General features: G+C 66.7%; 14 protein-coding genes. 9 read left to right on the plus strand and 5 right to left on the minus strand.

The window, feature by feature from the left end; translation table 11 throughout:
* Positions 1 to 64 precede the first annotated feature (64 nt).
* From VSR71_RS06965 to iscX, 8 genes are all read left to right on the plus strand, one after another.
* Entirely contained in the window at positions 65 to 1,288 is a 1,224-nt protein-coding gene (locus VSR71_RS06965) for an IscS subfamily cysteine desulfurase (protein WP_342913436.1), read from the plus strand.
* A gap of 75 nt (positions 1,289 to 1,363) precedes the next feature.
* Positions 1,364 to 1,762 carry a Fe-S cluster assembly scaffold IscU gene (gene iscU, locus VSR71_RS06970; RefSeq protein WP_010809025.1) on the plus strand — a complete coding sequence of 133 codons (399 nt, stop codon included), beginning with the start codon at positions 1,364 to 1,366 and terminating at the stop codon, positions 1,760 to 1,762.
* Between the two features lie 41 nt (positions 1,763 to 1,803).
* Positions 1,804 to 2,124, plus strand: coding sequence for an iron-sulfur cluster assembly protein IscA (gene iscA, locus VSR71_RS06975; protein WP_010809024.1), 321 nt, complete (start codon positions 1,804 to 1,806; stop codon positions 2,122 to 2,124).
* 30 nt (positions 2,125 to 2,154) lie between these two features.
* A complete protein-coding gene (locus VSR71_RS06980; protein ID WP_342913189.1) occupies positions 2,155 to 2,394 on the plus strand; it encodes a DUF3565 domain-containing protein in 240 nt (79 codons plus the stop codon).
* A 55-nt stretch (positions 2,395 to 2,449) separates the two neighbouring features.
* Positions 2,450 to 2,968: a Fe-S protein assembly co-chaperone HscB gene (hscB, locus tag VSR71_RS06985; RefSeq protein ID WP_342913190.1), complete on the plus strand. Its 519-nt coding sequence runs from the start codon at positions 2,450 to 2,452 to the stop codon at positions 2,966 to 2,968.
* Between the two features lie 108 nt (positions 2,969 to 3,076).
* Positions 3,077 to 4,942 (plus strand): Fe-S protein assembly chaperone HscA, encoded by a 1,866-nt coding sequence (gene hscA, locus VSR71_RS06990; RefSeq protein WP_342913191.1) that lies wholly within the window; start codon positions 3,077 to 3,079, stop codon positions 4,940 to 4,942.
* A gap of 40 nt (positions 4,943 to 4,982) precedes the next feature.
* The gene (gene fdx, locus VSR71_RS06995; RefSeq protein WP_025582290.1) at positions 4,983 to 5,321 is read left to right on the plus strand and encodes an ISC system 2Fe-2S type ferredoxin; all 339 of its coding nucleotides are present in this window, start codon (positions 4,983 to 4,985) and stop codon (positions 5,319 to 5,321) included.
* 34 nt (positions 5,322 to 5,355) lie between these two features.
* Positions 5,356 to 5,550 (plus strand): Fe-S cluster assembly protein IscX, encoded by a 195-nt coding sequence (iscX, locus tag VSR71_RS07000; RefSeq protein ID WP_209756962.1) that lies wholly within the window; start codon positions 5,356 to 5,358, stop codon positions 5,548 to 5,550.
* 77 nt (positions 5,551 to 5,627) lie between these two features.
* On the opposite strand, the gene VSR71_RS07005 is transcribed toward iscX, so the two are convergent.
* The 4 genes from VSR71_RS07005 to prfB form a co-directional block, all read right to left on the minus strand.
* The gene (locus VSR71_RS07005) at positions 5,628 to 6,392 is read right to left on the minus strand and encodes a glycine zipper 2TM domain-containing protein (RefSeq protein ID WP_342913192.1); all 765 of its coding nucleotides are present in this window, start codon (positions 6,390 to 6,392) and stop codon (positions 5,628 to 5,630) included.
* Between the two features lie 276 nt (positions 6,393 to 6,668).
* On the minus strand, positions 6,669 to 8,225 hold the full coding sequence (lysS, locus tag VSR71_RS07010; RefSeq protein WP_342913193.1) for a lysine--tRNA ligase: 1,557 nt from the start codon (positions 8,223 to 8,225) through the stop codon (positions 6,669 to 6,671).
* 51 nt (positions 8,226 to 8,276) lie between these two features.
* Complete coding sequence (locus VSR71_RS07015; RefSeq protein WP_342913194.1) at positions 8,277 to 9,035, minus strand: SDR family oxidoreductase; 759 nt, start codon at positions 9,033 to 9,035, stop codon at positions 8,277 to 8,279.
* A gap of 141 nt (positions 9,036 to 9,176) precedes the next feature.
* Positions 9,177 to 10,281 (minus strand): peptide chain release factor 2 gene (gene prfB / locus VSR71_RS07020; protein WP_209756970.1). Its coding sequence is split into 2 segments (ribosomal slippage): positions 9,177 to 10,199 and positions 10,201 to 10,281, totalling 1,104 coding nucleotides; the frame shifts between segments, so codons are not numbered across the junction.
* Positions 10,282 to 10,495: 214 nt separating this feature from the next.
* Here prfB and VSR71_RS07025 point away from each other — a divergent pair.
* Positions 10,496 to 11,209 (plus strand): peptidoglycan DD-metalloendopeptidase family protein, encoded by a 714-nt coding sequence (locus VSR71_RS07025; RefSeq protein ID WP_342913195.1) that lies wholly within the window; start codon positions 10,496 to 10,498, stop codon positions 11,207 to 11,209.
* A gap of 25 nt (positions 11,210 to 11,234) precedes the next feature.
* Here the strand turns inward: VSR71_RS07025 and recJ are convergent, their stop codons facing one another.
* Positions 11,235 to 12,941 carry a single-stranded-DNA-specific exonuclease RecJ gene (gene recJ / locus VSR71_RS07030; RefSeq protein ID WP_342913196.1) on the minus strand — a complete coding sequence of 569 codons (1,707 nt, stop codon included), beginning with the start codon at positions 12,939 to 12,941 and terminating at the stop codon, positions 11,235 to 11,237.
* Between the last annotated feature and the right edge of the window lie 18 nt (positions 12,942 to 12,959).

The raw sequence follows: 12,959 nt of genomic DNA on the forward strand, positions 1-12,959 counted from the left end.
TCTACCAAGGCACGCGGCAGGCAACGACAGTAATCAGCGATACAGCGGTCCCTAAAAGGCAGTCATAACGATGAGCACCCCACATTTCCCCATCTACATGGATTACTCGGCCACCACGCCGGTGGACCCGCGCGTGGCGGACAAGATGATTCCGTACCTGCGCGAGCAGTTCGGCAACCCCGCCTCGCGCAGCCATGCGTACGGCTGGGACGCGGAGCGCGCGGTGGAAGAAGCGCGTGAGCAGGTTGCCGCACTGGTCGGCGCCGACCCGCGCGAGATCGTGTGGACGTCGGGTGCGACCGAATCGGACAACCTGGCAATCAAGGGTGCCGCGAACTTCTATTCGGGCAAGGGCAAGCACATCATCACCCTGAAGACCGAGCACAAGGCCGTGCTCGACACCACGCGCGAACTGGAGCGCCAGGGCTTCGAGGTGACCTACCTGGACGTGAAGGATAACGGCCTGCTCGACATGGACGTGTTCAAGCAGGCGCTGCGCCCGGACACGATCCTGGTGTCGGTGATGCTGGTCAACAACGAGATCGGCGTGATCCAGGACGTCGAGCAGATCGGCGAGATCTGCCGCGAGAAGGGCATCATCTTCCACTGCGACGCCGCGCAGGCGACCGGCAAGGTGGTGATCGACCTGAACAAGCTGAAGTGCGACCTGATGTCGTTCTCGGCCCACAAGACCTATGGCCCGAAGGGCATCGGCGCGCTGTACGTGCGCCGCAAGCCGCGCGTGCGCATCGAGGCGCAGATGCATGGCGGCGGACATGAGCGCGGCATGCGCTCGGGCACGCTGGCCCCGCACCAGATCGTCGGCATGGGCGAAGCCTTCCGCATCGCCCGCGAAGAAATGGCGACCGAGAATGAACGCATCCGCATGCTGCGCGACCGCCTGTGGAATGGCCTGTCGGACATGGAAGAGGTCTACCTGAACGGCGACCTGGAACACCGCGTGCCGCACAACCTGAACGTCAGCTTCAACTTCGTCGAGGGCGAGTCGCTGATCATGGCGATCAAGGACGTGGCGGTGTCGTCGGGTTCGGCCTGCACCTCGGCTTCGCTGGAGCCGTCATACGTGCTGCGCGCGCTGGGCCGCAACGATGAACTGGCGCACAGCTCGATCCGCTTCACGGTGGGCCGCTTCACCACCGAGCAGGAGATCGACTACACCGTCGAGCTGCTCAAGTCCAAGATCGGCAAGCTGCGCGACCTGTCGCCGCTGTGGGAAATGTTCAAGGACGGCGTCGACCTGAATTCGATCCAGTGGGCCGCGCACTAAGCGCGCTGAACGCCTGCAGGATCCAGCAAAGATAACAGCAATACCCCCGCAAAAGATACGCAAGAGGTAAGCAAAATGTCATACAGCACAAAGGTTCTCGACCACTATGAAAACCCCCGCAACGTCGGTTCGTTCGACAAGAACGACGATGCGGTCGGTACCGGCATGGTCGGCGCCCCGGCTTGCGGCGACGTGATGAAGCTGCAGATCAAGGTCAACGAGGCTGGCGTGATCGAAGACGCCAAGTTCAAGACCTACGGCTGTGGCTCGGCCATCGCCTCGTCGTCGCTGGTGACCGAGTGGGTCAAGGGCAAGACGGTGGACCAGGCGCTGGAGATCAAGAACACCCAGATCGCCGAAGAACTGGCCCTGCCGCCGGTGAAGATCCACTGCTCGATCCTGGCCGAAGACGCGATCAAGGCCGCTGTCGAAGACTACAAGAAGAAGCACGGCGCCGAGCAGAAGGCCGCCTGATCCTGGCGATCGACAAGCGAAGCACGAAGGAAGACGCAACGATGATCACGATGACCGAGAAGGCGGCCAAGCACGTCGCCCGCTACCTGGAACGCCGCGGCAAGGGCGTGGGCCTGCGCCTGGGTGTGAAGACGACCGGCTGCTCGGGCCTGGCCTACAAGCTGGAGTACGTGGACGAACTGCTGCCGGAAGACGCGGTGTTCGAGTCGCACGGGATCAAGGTCATCGTTGACGCCAAGAGCCTGCCGTACATCGACGGCACCGAACTCGACTATGCGCGCGAAGGGTTGAACGAAGGATTCCGCTTCAACAACCCCAACGTCAAGGACGAGTGCGGCTGCGGCGAGTCCTTCACGGTCTGAGCAGCATCGCCAACGCCACGGGCAGCGTCGGTGGAGCGCAGCATCACCGGGTTCCACCGGGACGAGGAAGGCCACTGGGTGGCCGAACTCGATTGTGGCCATGGCCAGCACGTCCGGCACGATCCGCCGTGGCAGTTGCGGCCGTGGACGCAGAGCGAACAGGGCCGCACCGGCATGGTCGGCACACGGGTGAACTGCCTGAAGTGCGACCGCAACGAACCGCCGGCGGAGTGGGCCCTGGCGCGGGCCAGCCAGCCTGCCGGCCAGTGATGGCGGCGAATGGACGAAGGGGCGGCGCGGCCGCTCTTTTTTCTTGGGGAAGCAGTTGAAAGACGATTTTTTTGCGCTGTTCGGCCTGCCGGCGCAGTTCGGTGTCGACGAAGCCGCGCTGGATGCGGCCTATCGCACCGTGCAGTCGCAGGCGCATCCGGACCGCTTCGCCAACGCCGGCGATGCCGAGCGCCGCGTGGCCATGCAGTGGGCCGCGCATGCCAATGAAGCGTACCGCACGCTGCGCCAGCCGCTGCGCCGCGCGACCTACCTGCTGAAGCTGCGCGGGGTCGACGTGCAGGCGGAGAACAACACCGCCATGTCGCCCGCCTTCCTGATGCAGCAGATGGAGTGGCGCGAAGCGCTGCAGGAAGCGGCGGAAGCGCTCGACGTGGACGGCCTCGATGTGCTGCTGCGCGAGCTGCGCCAGGAAAAGCGCGAGCGCCACGCCGCACTGGGCTTGCTGCTTGACGCCGGCGACGATGAAGCAGCCGGTGGCGCGGTCCGCCAACTGATGTTTATCGAGAAGATCGAGCACGATACCAGCGAGGCCATCGACCGGCTGGAAGACTGACCGGCACGATTGCCGGGGCCGTGACACAATGGCGCCCGGCACGAAAACCGCCCCCATGCCGCCCGCATGGCGGTTTCCACCTGCCGCACAAGACAGCGAAGAATTACCATGGCACTGCTCCAGATTTCCGAACCCGGCATGTCGCCGGCGCCCCACCAACGCCGCCTGGCCGTCGGCATCGACCTCGGCACCACCAACTCGCTGGTGGCCGCGGTGCGCAGCAGCATCCCCGAGGTGCTGGGCGACGAGCGCGGCCGCGCGCTGCTGCCGTCGGTCGTGCGCTACCTGCCGGACCGTACCGCGCATATCGGCTACCGGGCCCAGGACGAAGCGGTGCGCGATCCCAAGAACACCATCGTCTCGGTCAAGCGCTTCATGGGCCGCGGCCTGCGCGACGTCGCCAATATCGAGCACAGCCCGTACGATTTCGTCGATGCGCCCGGCATGGTGCAGATCAAGACCGCCGCGGGCGTGAAGAGCCCGGTGGAAATCTCGGCCGAGATCCTGGCCACGCTGCGCCAGCGCGCCGAAGACACGCTGGGCGACGACCTTGTCGGCGCGGTCATCACCGTGCCGGCATATTTCGATGAGGCGCAGCGCCAGGCGACCAAGGACGCCGCGCGCCTGGCCGGCCTGGAAGTGCTGCGCCTGCTCAACGAGCCCACCGCCGCAGCCATTGCCTATGGGCTCGACAACGCCGCCGAAGGCGTCTACGCGGTCTACGACCTGGGCGGCGGCACCTTCGATATCTCGGTGCTCAAGCTCACGCGCGGCGTGTTCGAAGTGATGGCCACCGGCGGCGATTCCGCGCTGGGCGGCGATGACTTCGACCAGCGCCTGCTGTGCTGGATCGTCGAGCAGGCCAGTTTGCAGCCGCTGTCGGCGCAGGACATGCGCCTGCTGATGGTGCGCGCGCGCGCCGCCAAGGAAGCGCTGTCGGAAGCGGACAGTACCGTGATCGACGCAGTACTCGACTCCGGCGAGATCGTCCACCTGACGCTGACCGACGAGACTTTCGAGAAGATCACCGCGCATCTTGTCCAGAAGACGCTGGCGCCGGTGCGCAAGGCGCTACGCGACGCCGGCGTGACGCCCGACGACGTCAAGGGCGTGGTGCTGGTCGGCGGCGCCACGCGCATGCCGTCGATCCGCAAGGCGGTGGGGGATTACTTCGGCCAGACTCCGCTGACCAATCTCGACCCCGACCGCGTAGTGGCGCTGGGCGCCGCGATGCAGGCCAACCTGCTGGCCGGCAACCATGCGCCGGGAGAAGACTGGCTGCTGCTCGACGTGATCCCGCTGTCGCTGGGCGTCGAGACCATGGGCGGCCTGGTCGAGAAGATCATCCCGCGCAACAGCACCATCCCGGTGGCGCGCGCGCAGGAATTCACCACCTTCAAGGACGGCCAGACCGCAATGGCGATCCACGTGCTGCAGGGCGAGCGCGAGCTGGCCAGCGACTGCCGCTCGCTGGCGCGCTTCGAGCTGCGCGGCATCCCGCCGATGGTGGCCGGCGCGGCGCGCATCCGCGTGACCTACCAGGTCGATGCCGACGGCCTGCTGTCCGTGACCGCGCGCGAGACGCATTCGGGCGTGGAAGCCTCGGTGACGGTCAAGCCGTCGTACGGGCTAGCCGACGACGATATCGCGCGCATGCTGCAGGACAGCTTCCGTGAAGCCGAGCACGACATGAAGAGCCGCGCGCTGGCCGAGGAACGTGTCGAGGCAGACCGCCTGGTCGAAGCGACCGAGCGTGCGCTCGCGACCGATGGCGACCTGCTGTCGGCCGAGGAGCGCGCACAGGTCGAAGCGCTGATCGCCGGCGTGCGCGAGATCGCCAACGGTGAGGACCACCTGTCGATCCGCGCCACGGTGGAAAAACTGTCGCACGGCACCGATGAATTTGCCGCCCGCCGCATGGACCGCTCGATCAAGAGCGCGCTGGCCGGGCGCAATGTGCAGGAACTGGGCTGATCACCGCACCTGCACCGCACTACAGAACCCAGGAAACGACATGCCACAGATCATTGTTTTGCCCCACGTCGAATACTGCCCGGAAGGGAAGGTGATCGAAGCCGAGAAGGGCGTCAGCGTCCTCGACTCCCTCCTTTCCCACGGTATCGATCTCGAGCACGCGTGCGAGAAATCCTGTGCCTGCACCACTTGCCATGTGATCGTGCGCGAGGGCTTCGATTCGCTCAACGAGGCCGAAGAGAAGGAAGAGGATCTGCTCGACAAGGCCTGGGGCCTGGAGCCGAATTCGCGCCTGTCGTGCCAGGCCATCGTCGATGAGGAAGACCTGACCGTCGAGATTCCCAAGTACACCATCAACCACGCCAAGGAAGGCCACTGAGCCGCCGGCACAGATCTCAGCGGAGAACGAACCCATGAAGTGGACCGATACCTACGATATCGCCGCCGCGCTGTACGACAAATATCCTGACGTCGACCCGGCCGGCGTGCGCTTTACCGAGCTGCGCAGCTGGGTGCTGCAGCTTGACGGCTTCGCCGACGATCCGGCGCGCTCGGGCGAGAAGATCCTGGAAGCGATCCAGCAAGCGTGGATCCAGGAAGCGGAATAAGCATTTGGTATCGGGATGAAGCAGAAAGGCCGGCGTGATCGCCGGCCTTTTCCGTTGGTGCTGCGCGAGCGTGGGTGTCAGCCTCTGACCAGCGCACCGTTCTCCATATGCACGCGCTCGCCGACCTGCACCGCGGGATCCTGTTCATACGTGAAGGTGCGGTGGCTGCCGTCATCCATGCGGACGCGCACTTCATAGTGCGTGTCCTTGCTCACGGCCTTCTCGATCTGGTTGCCTGCGACACCGCCGCCCACCGCACCGACAACCGTGCCGACGATACGGCCATTGCCCTTGCCCACCTGGTTGCCGAGCAGGCCGCCAACCACGGCGCCGCCGAGCGCGCCCAGGCCGCTGGTGTTGGGTTTCTGGGTCTGTATCGGCGTGACGGCGACGATGCGGCCGGCATATGGACTGCCCTTGGCGGCAGGGCGCTCGGTGCCGGCGCTCTGGCTGCCGCGTGACTCGCTATCGCGCTGGGCCGCCTGGCGCGCTGGAGCGGTACGAGGTGCCGCTTGCGTCGGCTGCGAGGCAGTGGCGGACTGGCGCGATTGCGCTGGCTGGCCATCGTCATAGACAGGCGGGCGAGTCGTGCTGCCCGGCGGCGGCGCGGTCTGCGTGGTGACGGGCAAGGGCCCTTGCGGTGCCTGTGCACCTTGCTGGGTTTGCTGTGCGTTCAAGTCAGGGCCGGCCTTGCTGAGCGGCAGCACGCCGGTGACGGCGGCAACTGCGGTCAGGCTGGCAATGACCACGGCCACGGCTGCCGCGCCGATCAGCGGGTGCAGCCGGCGTTGCGGCGCCAGCGGGACGGTAGTGTGGTCGTGTGAAGTGGCTTGGCTCTGCATTGTGGCTCCAGTGCGGCGATGGCCGCGATGGGATGGAACCAGTTTGGCGGAAGCGGGAGGCGTTTTCCGTTTGTTTTTGTAAATATATGTAGGCGGAAAAGGCCTTTTGTATCAATGGGTTGGGGGTGGTGTGGTGCGGCGGGGAGGCGGGGCTGTAACAGATGATGGCCCGTGCGGCTTGTCCTGACCTACCGCTTGTGTGCCCCCTCTCGCCCATGCGGAGAGGGCGCAAACCGGCGGCGTCGATACCGGCCGCCGGTTTGCAGTGCGGTCGACTCAGTCTTCCTTGCGCAGATGCGGGAACAGGATGACGTCACGGATATTCGGGCTATCCGTCAGCAGCATCACCAGGCGGTCGATGCCGATACCGCAGCCGCCCGTCGGAGGCATGCCGTATTCCAGCGCGCGGATATAGTCGGCGTCGAAGTACATCGCCTCCTCGTCGCCGGCATCCTTCTGCTCGACCTGCTTGCGGAACCGGTCGGCCTGGTCCTCGGCATCATTCAGCTCGGAGAAGCCGTTGGCGATCTCGCGGCCGGTGATGAACAGCTCGAAGCGCTCGGTGATGCCCGGCACCGTGTCGGAGGCGCGCGCCAGCGGCGAGACCTCGACCGGGTAGTCGACGATAAAGGTCGGCTCCCACAGCTGGCTCTCGGCGGTTTCCTCGAACAGCACCAGCTGCAGCGTGCCCAGCCCGGCATTGAGGAACTGCGGCGCGTTGGTGTTGACGCCGAACTTCTTCAATTCAACGCGCAGGAACTCCGCATCGGCCAGTTGCGCGTCGGTGTACTGCGGCGCGAACTTCTGGATGGCCTGGCAGATGGTCAGGCGGTGGAACGGCCTGGACAGGTCCAGCTCGCGGTCCTGGTACGTCAGCACGGCGCTGCCGCGCGCGTCGATCGCGGCCTTGCGGATCAGGTCTTCGGTGAAGTCCATCAGCCAGCGGTAGTCCGTGTAGGCCGCGTAGAACTCCATCATGGTGAACTCGGGGTTGTGGCGCGGGCTCACCCCCTCGTTGCGGAAGTTGCGGTTGATCTCGAACACGCGTTCGAAGCCGCCGACGATCAGGCGCTTCAGGTACAGCTCGGGCGCGATGCGCATGAACATCTGCATGTCCAGCGCATTGTGGTGCGTAATGAACGGCTTGGCCGCGGCGCCGCCCGGGATCGGGTGCAGCATCGGCGTTTCCACTTCCATGAAACCGGCGTCGGCCATATGGCGGCGCAGCGACGAGATCGCGTTGGTGCGGGCGCGGAAGGTGTTGCGCGTTTCCGGCGACACGATCAGGTCGACATAGCGCTGGCGGTACTTTGTCTCCTGGTCGGCCAGGCCGTGGAACTTGTCCGGCAGCGGGCGCAGCGACTTGGACAGCAGGCGCAGCTCGCGCACCTGCACCGACAGCTCGCCCTTGTTGGTGCGGAACAGCTCGCCGCGGGCGCTGATGATGTCGCCCAGGTCCCAGTGCTTGAAAGCCGCGTAGACTTCCTCGCCGACCTTGTCGCGGGTGATGTAGAACTGGATCTGGCCGCTGCCGTCCTGCACCGTGGCGAAGCTGGCCTTGCCCATCACGCGCTTGAGCATCATGCGGCCGGCGATCGAGACTTCGGCCGGGCTGGCTTCGAGCGCGGCCTGGTCGGTCTCGCCATACTGCGCGTGCAGCGCGGCGGCCTGGTGGGTGGGGCGGAAATCGTTGGGGAAGGCCACGCCTTGCTGGCGCAGCGCGGCCAGCTTCTCGCGCCGCTCCGCGATGATCTTGTTCTCGTCGACGGCGGGCGTGTCTGCTGCAGCCGGCTTGGCCTGCGACTTGTCCTGGGCGTGATTCGGTTCGGTCATGATGTCTTGTAGCGTCGCACGCGGCTGGCCGCGCGCGGGTTCAGTATGGCTTCAGTAATTGCGGAGATCGTCCAACTCGTTGCTGCCGAAATCCGGGCGGTGCAGGTAGGCGACGATGCGGCCCGCGGTTTCCTCGGCGGAAGCGAGCTGTTCGTTCGCCTTCAGGTCGCGGAAGCGCTGCACCTGGGCAAAGTCGGCGTTGCGGATCACGTTCTGCATGCCGGTATCGATCACGCCCGGCGCCAGCGCCACCGCGCGCACAGTGCGCGGTGCGGGTGCCTGCGCGTACTCGGCGTTGACCGAGCGCATGAACATGTCCAGGCCCGCCTTGCCGGCGCAGTAGGCGCTCCAGCCCTCGATCGGGCGGCGGGCCGCGCCGGAAGAGATCGCCAGCACCTTGCGCGGGCAGTCGTACTTCTCGGTGCGCTCCAGGAAGGCCGCGGTCATCGTCATCGGCGCCGCCAGGTTGGTCAGCAGGTGCGGCACCAGCGTGCTTTCCTGCAGGCGCGAGACCGGGCCGATCGGCTCGACCACGCCGGCGTTCAGGATCAGCGTGGCGCTGGCCGGCGGCTGGTCGAGAGTATCGATCACGCTGGCCAGCCAGGTGGCAGCGGGGCCGGCCTGGGACAGGTCCTGCAGGTGCCAGGCCACCGGCACGCCGCTCATGGTGGCGATGCGCTCCAGCTCGTTGTTGCGGCTGCGCGCCACGCAGATCAGGCGGTTGCCCGGCACGAGCAGGGCGTTGGTCAGTGCCGCGCCCAGCCCGCGCGAGGCGCCGGTGATGATGTAGAGGTGATTGGCTTCGCTCATGGTGCCCCGGTCGGAAAGGCCGCAGGTGCGGCGGTACAGCAGTGTGGTACAGCTGCGATACAGCGAATACGGCGATGTTGCTGTGCCGCCGCGGCTGCCGCCGCCGCGCCGAGGGCGCGGGGCGGGCAGCCCGGCACGGCCTTACAGTCCCTGCTTGAGGCTGGCCTCGATGAACGGGTCCAGGTCGCCGTCCAGCACCTTCTGGGTGTTGGACATTTCCACGTTGGTACGCAGGTCCTTGATGCGGCTCTGGTCCAGCACGTAGGAGCGGATCTGGTGGCCCCAGCCCACGTCGGTCTTGCCGGCTTCCAGCTTGTCGGCCTCGGCCTGGCGCTTGCGCATCTCGTGCTCGTACAGGCGCGACTTCAGCATCGACATGGCCTCGGCACGGTTGCGGTGCTGCGAGCGGTCGTTCTGGCACTGCACCACGATGCCGGTCGGGATGTGCGTGATCCGCACGGCCGAATCGGTCTTGTTGATGTGCTGGCCGCCGGCGCCCGAGGCGCGGTACGTGTCCACGCGCAGGTCAGCCGGGTTCACTTCCACTTCGAACGAGTCGTCCACCTCGGGGTAGACGAACACCGACGAGAACGAGGTATGGCGCCCGCCCGACGAATCGAACGGCGACTTGCGCACCAGGCGGTGCACGCCGGTCTCGGTACGCAGGTAGCCGAAGGCATATTCGCCCTCGATCTTGATGGTCGCGCTCTTGATGCCGGCCACGTCGCCTTCGGACTCTTCCAGCACCTCGGCCTTGAAGCCCTTGCGCTCGCAGTACTTCAGGTACTGGCGCAGCAGCATCGAGGCCCAGTCGCACGCTTCGGTGCCGCCGGCGCCGGCCTGGATGTCGATAAAGGCGTTGGCCTGGTCCATTTCGCCGGAGAACATGCGGCGGAATTCCATGCCCGCGACGATCTGCTCGAAGCCCTCGACGTCGGTTTCGATCGATTCGAGGGTCTCGTCGTCGCCTTCTTCCTTGGCGAGCTCGAACAGCTCCTCGGCGCCGCCAAGGTCATCCGTGAGCTTGCCCAGGACACCTACGACGCCCTCGAGGGCCTTCTTTTCCTTGCCGAGATCCTGGGCGCGCTTGGGGTTGTTCCAGACGTCCGGGTCTTCCAGCAGGCCGTTGACTTCGTCCAGCCTTCCTACTTTGACATCGTAGTCAAAGATACCCCCGTAGATCTTCCGTCCGGGAACGGAGATCGGAGATGGCACCGGAGATGGCGTTGAGGCGTTCTGCTTCCATGATGTTCCTGCGCTTCGAAAACCTTGAATTATAGCGGATTGGTGCCCGGGATCGGTCGCGGATTCGGTGATTGCGCGGCGATTGCGGGGGTCCCGGCGTGCTCCCCGACGAACGGAAAGGGCGTGCGATGGTCTATCCGGCGGTGCCGGGCAGTGCACGCGGCGATAATACGCATTCGCAAGCCGCCTCCCGGCATGAAGACAAACAGGGACGCATGACGAAAACCAGACATGACATCGAGCCAGGCCGGCGCCGCGCGCTGGGCCTGCTGCTGGCCGCCACTGCCGCCGCGGTCGCGGCCGGCTGCGGCACCACCGGCGGCCCCGTGCCGGATGGCTATTACCGCGTGGAGCGCGGCGATACGCTCTATTCGATCGCCCGCAAGCACGGCCGCACCGTGCGCGACCTGACCCGCTGGAATAGCGAGATCACCAGCCCCAGCCAGATCGAAGTGGGCCAGCTGATCCGCGTGCGGCCGCCTGGCGGCAGTGCCGCCGCCTCGACCGGCACCGGCCAGGCCGTCACCGATACCCCGCGTGTCGACAGCGGCGCGTCCAGGCCGCCCGCCAGCGGCATCCGCCTGCAATGGCCGGCCGACGGCCGCGTCACCGCGGGTTACTCGCCGCCCGCCAGCAAGGGCCTGACCATTGCCGTGCCCGCCAATGGCACGGTGCGCGCCGCCGCAGCGGGTCGGGCCATCCATGTGGGCAACCTGCGCGGCTATGGCATGCTGGTGATCGTCAAGCACAACGACGACTGGCTGACCGTCTACGGCAACCTGGACCAGCCGCTGGTCAGCGAGGGCACCACGGTCTCGGCCGGGCAGGACGTGGGCCGCATGGGCGCCAGCGCCAGCGAACTGCACTTCGAGGTGCGCGCCAACGGCAAGCCGGTCGATCCTGCCGCCTACCTGCCGTCGCGCGGGTGAGGAGGGGCGGTGCCCCGCGAGCACGCTACTGCGCGTGCTCGATCACCAGCTGCACGCGCGTGACGCCGTTGAAGGTGTTGTTGTCGAGCCGGTAGGCCACCTGCGCACTGGCCCCGAGCGATTCGGCGTGGTTGAACCAGATCGCGTCGAAGCGCTGGCTGCCGCGCCCGAGCTGCAGCTTCAGGTGCTTGCCCTTGAGCACGCTCTGGCGCAGCACGTCGAACTCGCCGCAAAAGGTCGGTGCCGGGAAGCCCTGGCCCCACACCTGCTGCTCCAGCAGGGTGACGAATTCGGGACTGAAGCAGTGGTCCTCGATATCGCCGTCGGTCTCGATCACGCGTGCGAGCTGGTCGTCGGTCAGCCATTCCTTGCCGACCGCCTCGAAGGCTTCCTGGAACTCGGCAAAGCGCTCGGCGCGCACGGTCAGGCCGGCCGCCATGGCATGGCCGCCGAACTTGACCATCATGCCGGGGCAGCGCTTGGACACCAGGTCGAGCGCGTCGCGCAGGTGGAAGCCCGGGATCGAGCGGCCCGAGCCCTTGATGGTGGCTTCGTCGCCGGGCGCGAAGGTGATGGTGGGGCGGTGGTACTTGTCCTTCAGCCGCGATGCCACGATGCCGATCACGCCCTGGTGCCAGGTGTCGTTGAACACGCTCACAGTAAAGCGTGCCGACGGATCCGGGCCGGCAAGACCGGCCATGGGCTGTTCCAGGATCTGCAGCGCTTCCTGCTGCATGCCGGCCTCGATGTCGCGCCGCTCGCGGTTCATGCTGTCGAGTTCCTGGGCGATTTCCCAGGCGCGGTTGGCATCGTCGGTCAGCAGGCATTCGATGCCCAGCGACATGTCCGCCAGCCGGCCTGCCGCGTTCAGGCGCGGGCCCAGCCCGAAGCCGAGGTCGAAGGTATTGGCACGCGACGCCTCGCGACCTGCGGCGCGGAACAGTGCCGCGACGCCCGGCTGCATCCGTCCTGCGCGCATCCGCCGCAGGCCCTGCGCTACCAGGATGCGGTTGTTGGTGTCGAGCTTGACCACGTCGGCAACGGTGCCCAGCGCCACCAGGTCGAGCAGCGTCTGCAGCGGCGGCTGGGTCTGCTGCGTGTAGACGCCGCGGCTGCGCAGCTCGGCGCGCAGCGCCAGCAGCACGTAGAACATCACGCCCACGCCAGCCAGGTTCTTGCTCGGGAATTCGCAGCCCGGCTGGTTCGGGTTGACGATCACCGCCGCCTCGGGCAGTTCGGCGCCCGGCAGGTGGTGGTCTGTCACCACCACGTCGATCCCCAGCGCATTGGCCGCGGCCACGCCGTCGACGCTGGCGATGCCGTTGTCGACGGTGACGATCACGTCCGGCTGCTGCCTGGCCGCCAGCGTCACGATCTCCGGCGTCAGGCCATAGCCGTACTCGAAGCGGTTGGGGACGATGTACTCGACCCGCGCGCCCAGCATGCGCAGCCCGCGCACCCCGACCGCGCAGGCGGTGGCGCCGTCGCAGTCATAGTCGGCGACGATCAGCAGGCGCTTGCCGGCGGCGATGGCGTCGGCCAGGTAGGCGGCGGCATGGCCGATGCCCTTCATGGCGCCCGGTGGCACCAGTTCGGGCAGGTCGGTCGCCAGCTCGGCGGCGCGGGCCACGCCGCGCGCGGCCAGGATGCGGGCCAGCGTGGGATGCAGGCCGGCGGCGGCCAACGTGGTGACGTGTTCGGAGGAATAGGTGCGGATGGCAATCCGGGTCATGGCAGGGGCGGTCTTGTT

The sequence above is a fragment of the Cupriavidus oxalaticus genome, assembly GCF_038900635.1.
GTDB lineage: Bacteria > Pseudomonadota > Gammaproteobacteria > Burkholderiales > Burkholderiaceae > Cupriavidus > Cupriavidus oxalaticus_B.

Excerpts from the sequence above, each read along its gene's own strand:
- VSR71_RS07005 (WP_342913192.1), bottom strand. The coding sequence starts at position 6,392 with ATGCAGAGCCAAGCCACTTCACACGACCACACTACCGTCCCGCTGGCG.
- fdx (WP_025582290.1), top strand. The coding sequence starts at position 4,983 with ATGCCACAGATCATTGTTTTGCCCCACGTCGAATACTGCCCGGAAGGG.
- iscX (WP_209756962.1), top strand. The coding sequence starts at position 5,356 with ATGAAGTGGACCGATACCTACGATATCGCCGCCGCGCTGTACGACAAA.
- VSR71_RS07015 (WP_342913194.1), bottom strand. The coding sequence starts at position 9,035 with ATGAGCGAAGCCAATCACCTCTACATCATCACCGGCGCCTCGCGCGGG.
- iscU (WP_010809025.1), top strand. The coding sequence starts at position 1,364 with ATGTCATACAGCACAAAGGTTCTCGACCACTATGAAAACCCCCGCAAC.
- recJ (WP_342913196.1), bottom strand. The coding sequence starts at position 12,941 with ATGACCCGGATTGCCATCCGCACCTATTCCTCCGAACACGTCACCACG.
- hscA (WP_342913191.1), top strand. The coding sequence starts at position 3,077 with ATGGCACTGCTCCAGATTTCCGAACCCGGCATGTCGCCGGCGCCCCAC.
- iscA (WP_010809024.1), top strand. The coding sequence starts at position 1,804 with ATGATCACGATGACCGAGAAGGCGGCCAAGCACGTCGCCCGCTACCTG.
- lysS (WP_342913193.1), bottom strand. The coding sequence starts at position 8,225 with ATGACCGAACCGAATCACGCCCAGGACAAGTCGCAGGCCAAGCCGGCT.
- VSR71_RS07025 (WP_342913195.1), top strand. The coding sequence starts at position 10,496 with ATGACGAAAACCAGACATGACATCGAGCCAGGCCGGCGCCGCGCGCTG.